The organism is Roseiterribacter gracilis (genome assembly GCA_018332375.1).
In the GTDB taxonomy this organism is placed as follows: Bacteria; Pseudomonadota; Alphaproteobacteria; order BOG-932; family Roseiterribacteraceae; genus Roseiterribacter; species Roseiterribacter gracilis.
In genome coordinates this window covers 2562245-2577562 of record BOPV01000001.1, presented here as the reverse complement: position 1 = coordinate 2577562, position 15318 = coordinate 2562245, and the positions used below count along the sequence as shown (strand labels likewise).

Sequence of the window (15318 nt, the reverse complement as noted above, 5' to 3'; positions counted from 1 at the left end):
ACGCTGATCAATGTCTGACGCGATCGATATCAAAAAAGGTCTGGCCGGCGTCTATGCCGATACGACCAAGATTTCGAAGGTGATGGAGGAGACGAACTCGCTCACCTATCGCGGCTATCCGGTGCAAGAGCTGGCTGCGCTCTGCAAGTTCGAAGAAGTCGCGTATCTGATCTGGCACGGCGAATTGCCGATGCGCGAACAGCTGATGCATTTCGAACGCCAGGAGCGCGAGCATCGCTGGATCGGCGACGATCTGATCGAAGTGATGCGCAAGTTCCGCAAGACCGCGCATCCGATGGATACGCTGCGCACCGCGGTGTCGTTCCTGGGCGTGCAGGATCCGGAAACGGAAGACAATTCGCCCAAAGCGAATCTCGAAAAATCGATCAAGATGATGGCGCGGATTCCGACCATCGTTGCGGCCGACTATCGCCTGCGCAACGGTAAGGAACCGATCAAGCCGGATCCCAAGCTCGGCTTCGCAGAGAACTTCTTCCATATGTGCTTTGGCGAAGTGCCGGCGCCGGAAGTGGTGAAGTGTTTCGACGTTTCGCTGACTCTGTACGCGGAACACTCGTTCAACGCTTCGACCTTCACCTCGCGCGTCATCGCGTCGACAACGTCGGATATTTATTCGGCGGTGGTTGGCGGCATCGGCGCGCTGAAGGGGCCGCTGCATGGCGGCGCCAATGAAGCGGTCATGCATATGATGCTCGAGGTCGACGATCCGAAGAAGGCCGAGGCCTGGCTGCTTGGCAACATCGCCGACAAGCGCCTGGTGATGGGCTTCGGTCATCGCGTCTACAAGCACGGCGACAGCCGCGTGCCGACGATGAAGAAGGCCTTCCTCGAGATGGCCAAAATCAAGAACGGCCAGAAGTGGGTCGAGATGTACGAAATTCTCGAGCGCACCATGCTCGCGAAGAAGAACATCCATCCCAATCTCGATTTCCCGACCGGCCCTGCCTATTACCTGATGGGCTTCGACATTCCGATGTTCACGCCAATCTTCGTGATGAGCCGCATCACCGGCTGGACTGCGCATGTGATGGAACAGAACGAAGACAACAAGCTGATCCGTCCGCTGGCTGCCTATGACGGCTCGGCGCAGCGCAAAGTGCTGCCCGTCGCCGAACGTTGAGATCGTGGCGCGGCCCACACAGGGTCGCGCCACTGGTCCTTTGAAGTTCTGCCGATCTGGTTCCTGACCGCGGCGAGTTGCTTGTCTAGCCTTGCGGCATGAACCGACTTCGCCCCGTTGTGCTTGCGACCTTGATCGCCGGCACGCTCGACTTCCTCGACGTCATCGTCTTTTACGGCATCCGCAACGGCACCAACCCGATCCGCATTCCGCAATCGGTTGCGACCGGCCTGTTGGGCCCCGCCTCGTTTCAGGGCGGTGCGGCGACGGCGGCGCTCGGCACCGTGCTGCATTTCTCGATCATGTTCGTGGCTGCGCTGGTCTTCTTCGAGATCGTACGCCGCGTCTCGCTGCTCACGCGCTCGTGGCCGCTGACCGCAATCGCGTTCGGCCTCGGCATGTTCTGCGTGATGAATTACGTGGTGGTTCCGCTCTCGGCGGCGTCGTCATCCAGCAACCCGACTGTGCTGGTGGTCGCGAACCAATTGTTCGCGCATATCGTGATGTGCGGCGGCCCGATCGCTTACTTCGCGATACGGGCCGCTCGCCCAATTCCAGATTACGCCGCAGCCGCCTTCAGCTCGCCGCGCACGAGGCGCGCATAGTCGTCGCGCAGCGCGCGCGTGATCGGACCGACTTGCAGATTGTGACCATCAACCTCGCCGACGGCGGTGACTTCGGCCGCGCTGCCGGTGAGGAAGATTTCGTCGGCGGTGGCGATTTCATACGGCCACATCGGACGCTCGATCACTTCGATGCCGCGCTGACGCGCCAGGTCCATCACCGTGCGGCGCGTAATGCCGTCGAGGAAACAGTCCGGCACCGGCGTGTGGATCTTGCCGCCTTTGACGACGAACAGATTGGCGCCGGTCGCTTCCGACAAACGGCCGCGATAGTCCAACATTAGCGCGTCGTGGAACCCGGCCGCTTCGGCTTCGTGCTTCGACATGGTGCAGATCATGTAGAGGCCGGCCGCTTTCGACGCGCTCGGCGCCGTGTCGGGCGCCGGACGACGCCAGCGCGCCCAGGTCAGGCGGATGCCGCGCTCGCGCAGCTCCTCCGAGAAATAGCTGCCCCAATCCCACGCCGCGACCGCGACGTGAATCTTGGTCTGCTGGGCCGCAACGCCCATCTGCTCCGAACCGCGCCACGCGACCGGACGCATATACGCATCGGTCAGCTTGTTGGCGGCCACAACCGCTTCGCAGGCCTTGTCGAGTTCAGCGACCGAGTAGGGGATTTCAAACCCAAGCAGCTCGGCCGACTTGCGCAGGCGCGTCGAGTGGTCGGTCAGCTTGAAGACCTTGCCGTTATAGACGCGCTGCCCTTCGAAGACGCAGCTGCCGTAATGGAGCGCGTGCGTAAGGACGTGAATCTTGGCATCGCGCCACGGCTTCAGCTCGCCATCGATCCAGATCATCCCGTCGCGATCGTCCATCGGCACCAACGCCATCACACCCTCCGATAAATAAGAGCGGCGACGATACGCAACACGACAAAACGCGGCCAGCCGTTGTCGTGCAAAGCAGACAGAACGCAGCGTCGTTGCGCGCAGCGCGGGCCAATGTGCGGTGAACGTCCTTCTGCGACCGTCTTCGCGCAGCCTCGTTGCGGGCCCGCGCGGCCTCGTGGCAAGGTAGGTCACCATGGCTGACCTAAAGTCCGGCGTGAATCCGCTGTTCCTGCGCGAAGAAGATCTTCGCCAGGGCATGGAGCTGCTGTTTTGCGGCTGGCGCGATTTCGCCGGCGAGCCCGACCAGCTGCTCAACAGCCGGCAGCTCGGCCGCGCCCATCATCGCGCTGTCTATTTCATCGGCCGTCATCCCGGAATCACGGTCGGCGAGCTGCTGGCGATTTTGAAAATCACCAAACAGAGCCTCGGCCGCGTTCTGAACCAGCTCGTGGCCGATGGGCTGGTGATGCAGATTCCGGGCGCACGCGATCGGCGCCAGCGTTGTTTGAAACTGACCGCGACCGGCGAAACGCTCGAACGCGAATTGACCGAGACCCAGCGCCAACGTTTGGCGCGCGCCTATCGGACGGCAGGTGCCCAGGCGGTCGAAGGATTCCGGCAGGTGCTGTTGGGCTTGGTCGATGAGCGGGATCGTGCGCGGCTGGCCAATACCGCAGCGCCCGCGCCCAATAAGCCGCAGCACCGCTGATGGCCGACCTGCCACATGTTCTGGTCGTCGATGATGATGCGCGCCTGCGTTCGCTGCTGCGCCGCTATCTCGCCGAGCACGGGTTTCTCGTCACCACCGCCGAAGATTCGGCCCAGGCGCGCGCGCTGTTGCGGTTGTTCCGCTTCGACGTGCTGGTACTGGACGTGATGATGCCGGGCGAAAGCGGGCTCGATCTCGCGCGCGGCCTGCATGCGTCGAATCCGGTTCCGATTCTGATGTTGACCGCACGCAGCGAAGCGGAAGATCGCATCGCCGGTCTCGAAGCGGGCGTCGACGACTATTTGCCAAAACCGTTCGAGCCGCGCGAATTGGTGTTGCGGTTGGCGTCGATTCTGCGCCGCGCGCCCAGCCCAGCCCAAGGAGCGTCGGTGCGGTTGGGACGATTCCGCTTCGATCCGCAACGCGCCGAACTCGACAGCGATGACGGACCGGTCAAGCTGACCGAAGCCGAAGCGTCGTTGCTGCGCGTGCTGGCGCAGGCGCCGGGCGCGATCGTCAGCCGCGAAGATCTCGCCGAACGGTCGGGCGCCAGCGTGAACGCGCGCTCGGTCGACGTGCAGGTGACGCGCCTGCGCCGCAAGATCGAAGAAGACCCAAAACTGCCGCGCTATCTGCAGACGGTTCGAGGAGCAGGCTATGTCCTCCGTCCCGACTGACGCGCCGGCATCGCCGGTCGCCGAGCGCACCGGCTGGTTGAAGCGCATTCTGCCGCGCACGCTGTTCGGTCGTTCGCTGCTGATCATCGTGACGCCGGTGATGCTGCTGCAGGTGGTGACGACCTATCTGTTCTTCGATCGTCATTGGAGCGCGCTGACGCGGTCGCTGGCGTTTTCGGTCGCCAACGAAATCGCGCTGGTGATCGACGATATCGAACATGCGGCCAGCGAAACGCAGATCCCGTTGATCGTCACCGCGCGCGGCAAACAGTTGGATCTGTTGATCAGCTACGAACCGCGCGCGACCTTGGGCGATCAGGTGCTGGTGCCGTGGAATCCGTTGGTGCGCCGCATTCTGGGTCAGGCGCTCAACGAGAAAGTGCACCGCCCCTACGAGATCGGCACCTACGTGCCGGAAGACTGGGTCGAGATTCGCGTGCAGCTTGAGCGCGGCGTGCTGACGGTTCTGTCGCCGCAGCGCCGCTTGTTCAGCTACACGACCTATCTCTTCGTGCTGTGGATGTTGGCCGCGTCGATTCTGTTGGCGGCGGTCGCGATTCTGTTCATGCGCAACCAGGTGCGTCCGATCCGCCGGCTGGCGATTGCCGCCGATCTGTTCGGTAAAGGCCGCGAAGTCGAAAAATTCAAACCCGAAGGTGCGTTGGAAGTGCGCCAGGCCGCGGCCGCGTTCCTCGGCATGAAGGATCGCATCAAGCGCCAGATCCAGCAGCGCACCGAGATGCTGGCTGGTGTCAGCCACGATCTGCGCACGCCGTTGACGCGCATGAAGCTGCAACTGGCGCTGCTGCCCGAAGGCGAAGCACGCGAAGGTTTCGCCGACGACGTCTCCGAAATGGAGCAGATGATCGAAGCCTACCTCGCCTTTGCGCGCGGCGAGGGGACCGAGGCGCCGGCCGCAACCGAACTGGATCAGCTGGTGGCGGAATGCGTCGATCGCGCGCGGCGCGGCGGGCGCACGATCGAACTGACTTTGGTCGAACCCATCCGCGCCACCTTGCGCGCGCAAGCGATGAAACGCTGCGTCGACAATCTGATCGGCAATGCGTTGCGCTATGCGCGCAGCGTGTCGGTGACGGTGCGGCGCGACGGGCCGGTTGCAGAAATCGTGGTCGATGACGACGGGCCGGGCATTCCCGCCAATCGGCGTGAAGATGTGTTCCGTCCGTTCATGCGTCTGGAAGGATCGCGCAATCCCAAAACCGGCGGCGCCGGTCTGGGGCTGACCATCGCGCGCGATATTGCGCGCGGGCATGGCGGTGACGTGTTGCTGTCGGACTCGCCGATGGGCGGGCTGCGTGCGCGGGTACGGTTGCCGCTTTAGTACAGCCGCCCGCCGTTCGGCACCGGGCGTTCTGGTTTCAGCAACATGACGTCGCCGGTTTCGTCCGGCACGCCCAGCACCAGTACTTCGGACATGAACGGACCGATCTGGCGTGGCGGGAAATTGACGACGGCGACGACCTGGCGGCCGACCAGCGTTTCGGGCGCGTGGTTCTTGACGATTTGCGCCGAGGATTTTTTGCGCCCGATGCCGGCGCCGAACTCGATTTCGAGTTTCAGCGCCGGTTTTCTTGCTTCGGGAAATTGCTCGACCGCGACGATCGTGCCGACACGGATGTCAACCAGTCCGAACGCGGCGAGGACTTCATTCATCCGTGCGGCTTCGCCTTGTGCATCGCGTCTTTCAACTCGCTCAGCCCTTCGCTGACGCGCGACGACAGAACTTCGGCGGCTTGCGTGTTCGACTTGGCGATCGTCTCGCTGAGTTCGCGCATGTGGTTCAGCGTCTTTTCGAACGACGCCTTCACCAGGTCGGTCGAGCGCGCGACTTTGTCGGTCGGGCTTCCCTGATCGGCGGCGACACCCTTCGCCATGTCGGCGAATTCGGTGGCGAAGGCGCGCACTGCTTCAGCCTGGCGCTGCATGACTTTCTGCATGCCTTCCAACGCCAGTTGATTGGCCTTGGTCAGCGCTTCGAGATTTTTCCGCTGCGAGGCGATGATCGACTCCATGTCGACGCCCGGCACTTTCATCTGCTCGAACATGCGCGCGAAATCGGTTGAAAACGGATCGGCCATTTTGTCCTCCCAGGACGTTCAAGTAAGGCCGAGCCACCGCTCGGCGCGCCGCAAATTCTGATCGAGGGACGCCATCGTGCGCGGACTGTCCTCACCCTCGTCGGACAGCCAGGTGCGAAAGCTCACGGCATAGAGCGCACCCAGACCCGCAACGCGCAATGGCGCCAGCGGACCGGTGGCCGGCACTTTTGCCGCTTCGAGCATCCAGGCCATAGAACGACCGAGCGCGCCCAACAGTGCCGCGGCTGCGACAGGATCGCCGCCGAAATCGCGCAACACGGCGCGCAAGCCGGCGCGATAGGGGCGCAGCGAGTCAAATCGCTGCATCAGCACGTCAAACAGGCGTTCGCGCGCCGGATCGTCGAGCGTCAGATCGGCCGCGGCGCGCAACACGGCGCGATCGGCCTCTTCGGTGATGCCGGTCAGGATCGCTGCTTTGTCGATCGCGATGTCATGCAGAGTCGCAAGATCGCGGCCCGAAGCGGCGGCGATGTCGCCCATCGTCGTGCGTTGCCAGCCTTGCTCGGCGGCCAGCCGCATCGCGGCGCCATAGACGGCTTGGCGCGTCTCGTTCTCAAAAGGCTCGGTCATGTGGGTCTCTAGATACCCCGGCTGCGCCAGGCCGCAACTGCAACCAGCAGCCAACCCGCAAGGAAGGCGAGGCCGCCGACCGGTGCCACCGCGCCCAGCCAGCTCGGGCCTTGCAAGGCCAGCGCGTAGAGCGCGCCCGGAAATGCGACCAAGCCGACCGTGAAACAAATCCCGACCGCGCGGGACGGGACCAGGGCCAGGGAAGCCAGCAGCGCGACCGTATGGAGCAGCTGCCAGGTCGCGCCGGTTGTCAGCAATTGCTGGGCTTTTGACCCGGCCGGTACCGCATGGGCGCCGAACGCACCGGCCGCGACCGCGATCGCGCCGCTAACGGCTGCGACGGTGCACCACGCCGTACGCTCGCTGGCGATCATATGGTTTCTCCCCGCGCGGAATCGCGCTCCCGATTATACTTGGCGCCGACCCGCGCCCACGGTTACAGGAAGGTCCCGCGCCACCGGCGTGATTTGACGAGCCCATTTTTTGTCCGAGATATCAAACGCTGCAGCTTCTTCCATGTCGGCGCCGTCCATCGAACTCTCGGTGGTGGTGCCGGTCAAGAACGAGGCCGACAACATTCTGCCCTTGATCGAAGAGATTGATCGCGCGCTGACGCCGACCGGTGTCGCGTACGAGATCATCTATATCGACGATGGTTCGAATGATGCGACGCCGGCCAAGCTCGCCGAAGCAGCACAACGCTTTCCGCGTCTTCGTCGTTTGCGTCACCAAAAAAGCTGCGGCCAAAGCGCTGCAATTCGCAGCGGCGTATTTGCCGCGCGCGGACGCGCGATCGCGACCCTCGATGGCGACGGACAAAATGATCCCGCCGACCTGCCGCGCCTGTGGACTGCGTTCAACGCGCCGGGTGCAACGCTTGCGATGATCGCGGGCCAACGCGTGAAGCGACAAGACACGCTGGTGCGCAAATGGTCGTCGCGCATCGCCAACCGCGTGCGCGCCGGCCTGCTCGGCGACGACACGCCCGATACCGGATGCGGGCTGAAGCTGTTCGGCCGCGACGCGTTCCTGCGTCTTCCCTATTTCGACCATATGCACCGATTCCTGCCGGCGCTGATGAAGCGCGAAGGGCTGCAGGTGGGCTTGGAAGCGGTCAATCACCGCCCACGTGAACGCGGCACCTCGAAGTACGGCATTAATAATCGTTTGTGGGTTTCGCTGGTTGATCTAGGGGGCGTGATTTGGCTGCAGGCGCGTGCGCGCCATCCGGCCGGTCGGGCGACTGAGATCCGCGACTAACTCGTTTCAGCTGAAAGCTCGAAGAATGACCGCTCCCCGTTTTGACGTGCTTGGCATCGGCAACGCGATTGTCGACGTGATCGTGCAGATCGACGACGACTTCCTCGCGGCCAACCAGGTCACGCGCGGTGCCATGACGTTGATCGACGACGAACGCGCCGAACAACTTTACGCGGCGATGCCCGCGGGACTGGAAATGTCGGGTGGTTGTGCCGGCAACACGGTCGCTGGTGTCGCGTCATTGGGCGGCAAGGCCGCCTATATCGGCAAAGTGCGCAACGACCAGCTGGGCAGCGTGTTCACGCACGATATTCGCGCCGGCGGCATCGAATTCACCACGTCGCCCGCGATGATGGGGCCGCCGACTGCGCGCTGTTTGATTCTGGTGACGCCGGACGGCGAACGTTCGATGAGCACCTTCCTCGGCGCCTGCACGACGTTGTCGCCCGACGACATCGACGCCGAGATCGTCAGCGCATCTGCGGTAACCTATCTCGAAGGCTATTTGTTCGATCCGCCCGCGGCGCAGCAGGCCTTCTACGAAGCCGCGCGCATCGCGCACGCAGCCGGGCGCAAAGTTGCGCTGACTCTGTCGGATTCGTTCTGCGTCGATCGCCATCGCGCTGCGTTCCGCGATCTCGTCGAGGGCCATGTCGATATTCTGTTCGCCAACGAACATGAAATCGCGTCGCTGTATGAAACGTCGTTCGACGAAGCAGCCGCGATCGTGAAGACGAAATGCGATCTCGCAGCGCTGACGCGCGGCGCCAAAGGCTCGTTGATCGTGTCGCCGGCCGAAAATGTTGTGGTGCCGGCAGCGCCCGTGACCAAGGTCGTCGATACGACGGGCGCGGGTGATTTGTACGCGGCTGGGTTTCTGTATGGCTGGGCCACCGGCCGCTCGCCGGCGGAATCGGGTCGCATCGGCTCGATCGCAGCCGGCACGATCATCGCGCAGGTGGGTGCCCGCCCGCAGCGCCGCCTGTCAGATTTGATCTAATCTAATCTAATTCAATCTGACCTGGCTGATTGGTCAGCAACTTCCCTCCATGGCGGCGATCTGCGTATCGTCGTCCTAGAGCGAAGCATTTGCGAGAACCGATATGGCCCGAATTCTCGTGGTCGATGACGAACAGGTCGTGTGCGATCTCGTCGAATCGATCTTACAGAGCGCGGGTCATGTGACGCGCCGCGCGCTGGATGGGGCCCACGCAGTCGAGCTGATCGCACAAGAAAAATTCGATCTGATCCTGACTGACATTTTCATGCCGGGCGAAGACGGTCTGGGGTTGTTGCGGCATCTGCGGCTGTTGCAACCGGCGCTGCCGGTGCTGGCCTTCACCGGCAAGTCGGACGCAACCTTCGATGCGCTGGAATTTGCCGCGAAGCTTGGCGCGGCCGGCGTGCTGCGCAAACCGCTTGAACGAAGCACGCTGCTCGCAGCGGTCCATCGCATCGTGCCCGCGACGACATAGGCCTGTCCGACAGGCGAACAGCTTCTTGACGCGCGAGTCGCGGCTCCGCATCCTGTTCTTTAGGTTTGATTCACCACGTCCCTGGGCCCGCCTGTCCTGATGCAGCCGCCGACTCTTCTGATTGTCGACGACGACGTCGCTATTCGCGATCTGCTGGCGGTCATGTTGGCCAGGGCCGGCTATGTCGCGCTTTGCGCGTCGGACGGCCTCGATGCAGCCGAGCAGCTGCGCCGCCACCGCGTCGATCTGGTTCTGACCGACGTCTATATGCCCGGCGAAGACGGGCTCTATGTGTTGCGCGCGGCCTCCGATCTACGCATCGGCGTCGTGGTTTTCACCGCCGAACGCGATGCGGAATATGACCCGCTGCGCTCGGCCGAACGGTTGGGCGCCAAGGCGGTGTTGCGCAAACCGTTCGATCCCCAACTGGTGTTGAACACGGTCCGCGACTGTCTGGCGCTGTCGGGTGGAACCGACGGAACTGTCTGCGCCGCATGACCTTGCCCGCCGCGATGACGGTTCTGCTGATCGAAGATCAGAAGCAGAGCCGCGAGCTCGTGGCGTACATGCTCCAGTCGCTAGGCGTCGGAAAGGTGGCGCAGTCGCCGGGCGGCGTTGACGCGATCGACCAGCTGCGTGCTGCGCAACAGCCGTTCGACGTCGTTCTATGCGACTGGATGATGCCGGGCGTAGATGGTCTCGGCGTGTTGACCGAGCTGAAAAAACGCTGGCCTGAAACGCCTTTCCTGATGATGACGTCGCGCGCCGACCAAGCCTCGGTGGCCGAGGCGATTTCCGCGGGCGTCGCGGGCTATCTGCGCAAACCCTTCTCGATGCAGGATTTGCAGGCGCGGCTGATGGCCTACGCGCGGAAACGGTGACCGTGGGCGTCGTCCAAGAAGACTCGGAACATACAGGCTGACTCGGTGCTTTCTGCGGGTAGACACCAAGAGGACTGTCCCGCGATGAAGTATATTCTGCTCTGGGCGATCGGTATTCCGCTTCCGATTCTGCTGATCATCTATCTCTTCTTCCGCTAAACGGCCGGCCCCTGGTTGCAGGGGCTGACCTTCCTATTTCGGGCGCGCGATCTGGCCGGTATCGTCCGGCCATGATCGCGATGCCTGACCCCGACACGCAGATTCTGGCTCGCCGCGACGAGATCGCGGCGCAATTGCGCATGCTGCTTCCGGCCGCGAGCGTCATCGCCGAAGCCGAGCGGATGCGGGCCTATGAAAGCGACGGGCTGACCGCTTATCGCCAGATGCCGCTGGTCGTGGCTTTGCCTGAAACAACCAAGCAAGTCGCTGCGGTGCTGCGCTGGGCGCGTCGCGAAGGAATCAAAATCGTACCGCGCGGCGCCGGCACCTCGCTGTCGGGCGGCGCATTGCCGGTTGCCGATGCAATCGTGCTCGGTCTCGGCAAGTTCAAAGCGGTGCTCGACATCGACTACGCCAACCGCACCGTCACGGTGCAGCCCGGCGTCACCAATCTCGCGATCAGCAAAGCCGTCGACGCGGCCGGGTTTTATTACGCGCCCGATCCGTCGTCGCAGATCGCTTGCACGATCGGCGGCAACGTCGCGGAGAATTCGGGCGGCGTGCATTGCCTGAAATACGGTCTCACCACCAACAACGTGTTGGGCGTCGAATTCGTCACGCCCGACGGCGAGATCGTGCGCATCGGCGGCAAGCATCTCGACGCGCCCGGTTATGACTTGCTGGGTTTGCTGACGGGATCGGAAGGGCTGCTGGGAATCGTCACCGAAGTAACCGTGCGCATTCTGCAGAAGCCCGAAACCGCACGCGCGCTGCTACTGGGATTTGCGACCGCCGAAGAAGGCGGCGACTGCGTGGCTGCAATCATCGCAGCGGGCATTATCCCCGGCGGTATGGAGATGATGGATCGGCCCGCGATCCACGCCGCCGAGGCCTTCGTCCATGCGGGTTATCCGCTCGACGTCGAAGCGTTGCTGATCGTCGAGCTCGACGGTTGTGCCGCCGAAGTCGATCATTTGATCGAGCGCGTCGAAGCCATCGCCAAATCGCACGGCGTCGTGGTCAGCCGCGTGTCGACCACCGAAGCCGAGCGCATGAATTTCTGGGCCGGGCGCAAAGCCGCGTTTCCCGCCGTCGGTCGCATCAGCCCCGATTACTACTGCATGGACGGCACGATCCCGCGCGCAGCGCTGCCGCGCGTGCTGGCTGCGATGCGCGACATGTCGACGAAATACGGACTCGGTGTCGCCAACGTGTTTCATGCCGGCGACGGCAATCTCCATCCGTTGATTCTGTACGATGCGAACGTGCCGGGCGAACTCGACCGCGCCGAAGCCTTTGGCGCCGACATTCTGAAACTCTGCGTCGATGTCGGCGGCGTATTGACCGGCGAACATGGGGTTGGCGTGGAGAAGCGCGACTTGATGGAATATCAGTTCGACGCCATCGACCTCGAGCAGCAGCACCGGTTGAAACGCGCCTTCGACGAAGATCTGCGCTTCAATCCCGGCAAAGTGTTCCCGACCTTGCATCGCTGCGCCGAAGAAGGCCGCGTGCATGTGCATCGCGGCGAAACACGTTTCCCTGATTTGCCGCGTTTCTAAATCGTGACCGACCTTCCAAACCGCCTGCGTCCGCGCGACGAGGCTGATCTGGCCGAACTCGTGCGCAGCGCAAGCGGTCCGCTCGAACCGATCGGCGGCGCAACCAAACGCGCGCTGGGTGCGCCGGTTGCTTTTGAACAAGGTGGGGCCACCTTGCTCGATCTCGCCGCCTTCGACGGCATCGTCGCTTATGAACCGGCCGAGCTGACTCTGACGGTCGGCGCCGCGACGTCGCTGGGCGTCGTGCAACGCGAACTCGACGCCAAGCAGCAGATGCTGGCGTTCGAACCGATGGATCCGCGCGTGCTGCTGGGCAGTGTCGGCACGCCGACCGTGGGCGGCACAGTTGCGGCTGCGTTGTCGGGGCCGCGCCGAATCAAATCGGGCGGCGCACGCGATCATCTGCTGGGGCTGAAAGCGGTGAATGGCCGCGGCGAGCCGTTCAAGGCCGGCGGCCGTGTGGTCAAAAACGTCACCGGCTATGACGTGCCGAAATTGTTTGCCGGCAGCTGGGGCACGCTGGGCGTGATGACCGAGCTGACGTTGAAAGTTCTGCCGGCGCCCGAAACCGAACGCACCTTGCTGATCGACGCTGACGACGCATCGATTGCAATTTCGATTCTGTCGCGCGCGTTGGGCTCGTCGCATGAAGTTGCGGGCGCAGCGGTGGTCAACGGTCGCGCTGCAATCCGGATCGAAGGGTTCGGTCCGTCGGTCGCCTGGCGTGTCGACGCGCTGGCGCGCGAATTGGGTGCGCCAACGATCGAGGTGCTCGACGCCGACATCTCGCGCGCTTTCTGGCGCGACGTGCGCGATGTGCGGCCACTGGCGACCGCACCGATCGTCTGGCGCGTATCGACGACGCCGTCGCTTGCGGCTGCGTTCGTCGCGCGGGTGGCGCAAACCACCAGCCTGCGTGCGCTGTATGATTGGGGCGGCGGTTTGATCTGGTTGGGTCTCGACGCGCCGCATGCGGATGCGGTGCGCGGCGCGCTGGTCGACGGGCACGCGATGTTGTTCAAGGCACCAGCCGAAATTCGGGCGCGCATTCCTGTGTTCCAGCCTGCGCCGCCCACGCTCGCCGATCTCGAACGGCGCGTGAAGCAAAGCTTCGATCCCGACAACCGCCTGAATCCCGGCCGCCGCTGATGCAAACCAATTTTACCAGCGAGCAGCTCGCCGATCCCGACGTCGCCGCGTCAGAAAAGATACTGCGCGCCTGCGTCCATTGCGGCTTCTGCACCGCGACCTGCCCGACCTACGTGTTGCTGGGCGACGAGCTCGATAGTCCGCGCGGCCGCATCTATCTGATCAAACAGATGCTGGAAGAGGGCAAGCCGGCGACGCGCGAAGTCACGACGCATCTCGACCGTTGCCTGTCGTGCCTGTCCTGCATGACGACCTGTCCGTCGGGCGTGCATTATCAGCATCTGATCGATCACGCGCGCGCCCATGTCGAAGAAACCTACCAGCGCCCGTTCCACGATCGCGCGCTGCGCGCGGTGCTGGCCTTCGTGCTGCCCTACCCGAAACGGTTTCGTGTCGCGCTGCTCGGCGCGGCACTGGCGCGGCCATTTCGTTTCCTGCTGCCGAAAGGTCGGCTGCGCGCGATGCTCGATCTTGCGCGCGACGTACCCGGCCCCGGTGCGGCCGATCGCGACGGCGTGTTTCCCGCCCAGGGCAAGCGCGTCGCGCGTGTCGCGTTGTTGGCTGGATGCGCGCAGCGCGTGCTGGCGCCGTCGATCAATGCGGCGACGATTCGCTTGCTCAACCGGCACGGCGTCGAAGTCGTCGTCACCGGCGGCTGTTGCGGCGCGCTTCCGCATCATCTGGGCAAGGTCGATCCCAGCCACGATCTGGCGGCGCATCTGATCCGGCAATTTACCGCCGAGATCGACGGCGCGGGGCTGGATGCGATCGTCGTCAACGCGTCGGGCTGCGGCACCCAGGTCAAAGATTACGGCTGGATGTTCCGCAATGATCCGCATCTGGCGGCCGACGCGGCGCGCGTGTCGGCGCTGGCGCGCGACGTCACCGAATTCGTCACGACCTTGAACCTGCCGGCGCCGGCGCAAGGTAGTCGGCTTGTCGTCGCCTATCACAGCGCCTGTTCGATGCAGCACGGGCAGAAGATCACGCACCTGCCGAAAGCGTTGCTGCAGGCAGCCGGCTTCACTGTGCGCGAACCGCTCGACGCGCATCTCTGCTGCGGGTCGGCCGGCACCTACAATCTGCTGCAGCCCGAAATTTCGTCGCAACTGAAAGCGCGCAAAGCCAGCACGCTGGTCGCGACCGGCGCCGATGTGATGGCGACGGGCAATATCGGCTGTATGACGCAACTTGCCGACGCGGTCGGCATGCCGGTCGTGCATACGGTCGAGCTGCTCGACTGGGCGACGGGCGGACCGAAACCAGACGCGCTGCGATGAGCAACGGCGACTTCGAACAATTCCGCGCCTGGATCGGGCGCAGCGAAACCGCGCATGACACGGTCGAACCGTGGCGCGCGCAGGCGCTGGCGGGCGCGCTTGGTCGTGCCGAACCATGGCCGCGCGTCAGCGAAGCATTTCCAGCGTGCTGGCACTGGATTCTGTTTCGTCCGCTGGTCGCTGCATCGGCGACTGGTGACGACGGGCATCCCGCGCGCGGCGGATTTCTGCCGCCCGTGCCGCTGCCGCGTCGCATGTGGGCGGGCGGCCGTTTGCAATTTCACCAGACGCTGGTGATTGGCGAAGCGGTGCGGCGCGTGTCGACGGTGAAGAACGTCACCGCCAAACAGGGCAAGAGCGGCCCGCTCGTTTTCGTCGAAGTCGAACATCAGATCGAAGGCACCAAAGGCCTCGCAATCACCGAACAGCACGACATCGTCTATCGCGGCGTCGAAGGGGCTGCGGTCGCGGCGAGCGACGTGCCGGCCGAAACGGGACAATGGACGCGCGTCTGGACACCCGACGACGTGCTGCTGTTTCGCTATTCGGCGCTCACCTACAACGGCCACCGGATTCACTACGACCGGCGGTACGTGACGCAAGTCGAGAACTATCCCGGCCTGATCGTGCACGGCCCGCTGATCGCGACCTTGTTGCTGGAACTGGCACACGAAGCGACGGGCAAATTTCCGTCCAGCTTCGCCTTCCGGGCTCGCCGCCCGGTGTTCGACGGGACGGTCCTCACCACCCATGCCGCGGCAAATGGCGACGGTCTGCGCCTGTGGGCGACGGACCAGGCGGGGGCTTTGGCGATGGAGGCCGAGGTGGGCTACGCGCCACCTTGACGAGGGGCGGCCCGCCGGTGTTTTTCGCCCTCATGAT

Annotated in this window: 19 protein-coding genes; 14 read left to right on the top strand and 5 right to left on the bottom strand. The window is 63.8% G+C overall.

Annotation, left to right across the window (positions count from 1 at the left end; genetic code table 11):
* The first annotated feature begins 10 nt into the window (after positions 1 to 10).
* The gene (locus TMPK1_RS12705; protein ID WP_420243386.1) at positions 11 to 1141 is read left to right on the top strand and encodes a bifunctional 2-methylcitrate synthase/citrate synthase; all 1131 of its coding nucleotides are present in this window, start codon (positions 11 to 13) and stop codon (positions 1139 to 1141) included.
* Between the two features lie 98 nt (positions 1142 to 1239).
* A complete protein-coding gene (locus TMPK1_RS12700) occupies positions 1240 to 1746 on the top strand; it encodes a hypothetical protein (RefSeq protein WP_420243385.1) in 507 nt (168 codons plus the stop codon).
* Here the strand turns inward: TMPK1_RS12700 and TMPK1_RS12695 are convergent.
* On the bottom strand, positions 1701 to 2594 hold the full coding sequence (locus tag TMPK1_RS12695; RefSeq protein ID WP_420243384.1) for a branched-chain amino acid aminotransferase: 894 nt from the start codon (positions 2592 to 2594) through the stop codon (positions 1701 to 1703). The genes TMPK1_RS12700 and TMPK1_RS12695 overlap by 46 nt on opposite strands.
* A gap of 193 nt (positions 2595 to 2787) precedes the next feature.
* Here TMPK1_RS12695 and TMPK1_RS12690 point away from each other — a divergent pair, with 193 nt between their 5' ends.
* From TMPK1_RS12690 to TMPK1_RS12680, 3 genes are read left to right on the top strand one after another with little or no spacing between them, the layout of a single operon-like run.
* Positions 2788 to 3303 (top strand): MarR family winged helix-turn-helix transcriptional regulator, encoded by a 516-nt coding sequence (locus TMPK1_RS12690; RefSeq protein WP_420243383.1) that lies wholly within the window; start codon positions 2788 to 2790, stop codon positions 3301 to 3303.
* Positions 3303 to 3980, top strand: a complete 678-nt coding sequence (locus tag TMPK1_RS12685) for a response regulator (protein ID WP_420243382.1) — start codon at positions 3303 to 3305, stop codon at positions 3978 to 3980. Before TMPK1_RS12690 ends, TMPK1_RS12685 begins: the two co-directional genes overlap by 1 nt.
* Positions 3961 to 5322, top strand: coding sequence for an ATP-binding protein (locus TMPK1_RS12680; protein ID WP_420243381.1), 1362 nt, complete (start codon positions 3961 to 3963; stop codon positions 5320 to 5322). Before TMPK1_RS12685 ends, TMPK1_RS12680 begins: the two co-directional genes overlap by 20 nt.
* Here the strand turns inward: TMPK1_RS12680 and TMPK1_RS12675 are convergent.
* Genes TMPK1_RS12675 through TMPK1_RS12660 form a run of 4 tightly spaced genes read right to left on the bottom strand, consistent with a single transcriptional unit; the run spans position 5319 to position 7044 of the window.
* Complete coding sequence (locus TMPK1_RS12675) at positions 5319 to 5654, bottom strand: tRNA-binding protein (protein WP_420243380.1); 336 nt, start codon at positions 5652 to 5654, stop codon at positions 5319 to 5321. The two genes, TMPK1_RS12680 and TMPK1_RS12675, sit on opposite strands and share 4 nt — an antisense overlap.
* On the bottom strand, positions 5651 to 6079 hold the full coding sequence (locus TMPK1_RS12670) for a phasin family protein (RefSeq protein WP_420243379.1): 429 nt from the start codon (positions 6077 to 6079) through the stop codon (positions 5651 to 5653). The genes TMPK1_RS12675 and TMPK1_RS12670 overlap by 4 nt, the downstream gene beginning before the upstream one ends.
* An 18-nt stretch (positions 6080 to 6097) precedes the next feature.
* The gene (locus tag TMPK1_RS12665) at positions 6098 to 6670 is read right to left on the bottom strand and encodes a TetR/AcrR family transcriptional regulator (protein WP_420243378.1); all 573 of its coding nucleotides are present in this window, start codon (positions 6668 to 6670) and stop codon (positions 6098 to 6100) included.
* Between the two features lie 8 nt (positions 6671 to 6678).
* A complete protein-coding gene (locus TMPK1_RS12660; RefSeq protein WP_420243377.1) occupies positions 6679 to 7044 on the bottom strand; it encodes a DUF423 domain-containing protein in 366 nt (121 codons plus the stop codon).
* A gap of 142 nt (positions 7045 to 7186) precedes the next feature.
* Here TMPK1_RS12660 and TMPK1_RS12655 point away from each other — a divergent pair, with 142 nt between their 5' ends.
* The 9 genes from TMPK1_RS12655 to TMPK1_RS12615 all read left to right on the top strand — a co-directional run bounded on the left by TMPK1_RS12655 (position 7187) and on the right by TMPK1_RS12615 (position 15281).
* On the top strand, positions 7187 to 7930 hold the full coding sequence (locus tag TMPK1_RS12655) for a glycosyltransferase family 2 protein (RefSeq protein ID WP_420243376.1): 744 nt from the start codon (positions 7187 to 7189) through the stop codon (positions 7928 to 7930).
* A gap of 25 nt (positions 7931 to 7955) precedes the next feature.
* The gene (locus tag TMPK1_RS12650) at positions 7956 to 8930 is read left to right on the top strand and encodes an adenosine kinase (protein ID WP_420243375.1); all 975 of its coding nucleotides are present in this window, start codon (positions 7956 to 7958) and stop codon (positions 8928 to 8930) included.
* Between the two features lie 103 nt (positions 8931 to 9033).
* Entirely contained in the window at positions 9034 to 9405 is a 372-nt protein-coding gene (locus tag TMPK1_RS12645; RefSeq protein WP_420243374.1) for a response regulator, read from the top strand.
* 99 nt (positions 9406 to 9504) lie between these two features.
* Positions 9505 to 9903, top strand: coding sequence for a response regulator (locus TMPK1_RS12640; RefSeq protein WP_420243373.1), 399 nt, complete (start codon positions 9505 to 9507; stop codon positions 9901 to 9903).
* Positions 9900 to 10286, top strand: a complete 387-nt coding sequence (locus TMPK1_RS12635) for a response regulator transcription factor (RefSeq protein WP_420243372.1) — start codon at positions 9900 to 9902, stop codon at positions 10284 to 10286. Before TMPK1_RS12640 ends, TMPK1_RS12635 begins: the two co-directional genes overlap by 4 nt.
* A gap of 233 nt (positions 10287 to 10519) precedes the next feature.
* Positions 10520 to 12007, top strand: coding sequence for an FAD-linked oxidase C-terminal domain-containing protein (locus TMPK1_RS12630; protein ID WP_420245659.1), 1488 nt, complete (start codon positions 10520 to 10522; stop codon positions 12005 to 12007).
* 3 nt (positions 12008 to 12010) lie between these two features.
* Positions 12011 to 13156 (top strand): FAD-binding protein, encoded by a 1146-nt coding sequence (locus tag TMPK1_RS12625; RefSeq protein WP_420243371.1) that lies wholly within the window; start codon positions 12011 to 12013, stop codon positions 13154 to 13156.
* Positions 13156 to 14436 (top strand): glycolate oxidase subunit GlcF, encoded by a 1281-nt coding sequence (glcF, locus tag TMPK1_RS12620; protein ID WP_420243370.1) that lies wholly within the window; start codon positions 13156 to 13158, stop codon positions 14434 to 14436. Before TMPK1_RS12625 ends, glcF begins: the two co-directional genes overlap by 1 nt.
* Positions 14433 to 15281, top strand: coding sequence for an HTD2 family dehydratase (locus TMPK1_RS12615; protein ID WP_420243369.1), 849 nt, complete (start codon positions 14433 to 14435; stop codon positions 15279 to 15281). The genes glcF and TMPK1_RS12615 overlap by 4 nt, the downstream gene beginning before the upstream one ends.
* Positions 15282 to 15318: the final 37 nt, after the last annotated feature.

Bases quoted from the DNA above. Each gene is read 5' to 3' on its own strand.
- TMPK1_RS12635 (WP_420243372.1), top strand. From the start codon at position 9,900: ATGACCTTGCCCGCCGCGATGACGGTTCTGCTGATCGAAGATCAGAAG.
- TMPK1_RS12640 (WP_420243373.1), top strand. From the start codon at position 9,505: ATGCAGCCGCCGACTCTTCTGATTGTCGACGACGACGTCGCTATTCGC.
- TMPK1_RS12695 (WP_420243384.1), bottom strand. From the start codon at position 2,594: ATGGCGTTGGTGCCGATGGACGATCGCGACGGGATGATCTGGATCGAT.
- TMPK1_RS12705 (WP_420243386.1), top strand. From the start codon at position 11: ATGTCTGACGCGATCGATATCAAAAAAGGTCTGGCCGGCGTCTATGCC.
- TMPK1_RS12700 (WP_420243385.1), top strand. From the start codon at position 1,240: ATGAACCGACTTCGCCCCGTTGTGCTTGCGACCTTGATCGCCGGCACG.
- TMPK1_RS12690 (WP_420243383.1), top strand. From the start codon at position 2,788: ATGGCTGACCTAAAGTCCGGCGTGAATCCGCTGTTCCTGCGCGAAGAA.
- TMPK1_RS12645 (WP_420243374.1), top strand. From the start codon at position 9,034: ATGGCCCGAATTCTCGTGGTCGATGACGAACAGGTCGTGTGCGATCTC.
- TMPK1_RS12615 (WP_420243369.1), top strand. From the start codon at position 14,433: ATGAGCAACGGCGACTTCGAACAATTCCGCGCCTGGATCGGGCGCAGC.
- glcF (WP_420243370.1), top strand. From the start codon at position 13,156: ATGCAAACCAATTTTACCAGCGAGCAGCTCGCCGATCCCGACGTCGCC.
- TMPK1_RS12655 (WP_420243376.1), top strand. From the start codon at position 7,187: ATGTCGGCGCCGTCCATCGAACTCTCGGTGGTGGTGCCGGTCAAGAAC.
- TMPK1_RS12660 (WP_420243377.1), bottom strand. From the start codon at position 7,044: ATGATCGCCAGCGAGCGTACGGCGTGGTGCACCGTCGCAGCCGTTAGC.
- TMPK1_RS12680 (WP_420243381.1), top strand. From the start codon at position 3,961: ATGTCCTCCGTCCCGACTGACGCGCCGGCATCGCCGGTCGCCGAGCGC.
- TMPK1_RS12675 (WP_420243380.1), bottom strand. From the start codon at position 5,654: ATGAATGAAGTCCTCGCCGCGTTCGGACTGGTTGACATCCGTGTCGGC.
- TMPK1_RS12670 (WP_420243379.1), bottom strand. From the start codon at position 6,079: ATGGCCGATCCGTTTTCAACCGATTTCGCGCGCATGTTCGAGCAGATG.
- TMPK1_RS12685 (WP_420243382.1), top strand. From the start codon at position 3,303: ATGGCCGACCTGCCACATGTTCTGGTCGTCGATGATGATGCGCGCCTG.
- TMPK1_RS12650 (WP_420243375.1), top strand. From the start codon at position 7,956: ATGACCGCTCCCCGTTTTGACGTGCTTGGCATCGGCAACGCGATTGTC.
- TMPK1_RS12665 (WP_420243378.1), bottom strand. From the start codon at position 6,670: ATGACCGAGCCTTTTGAGAACGAGACGCGCCAAGCCGTCTATGGCGCC.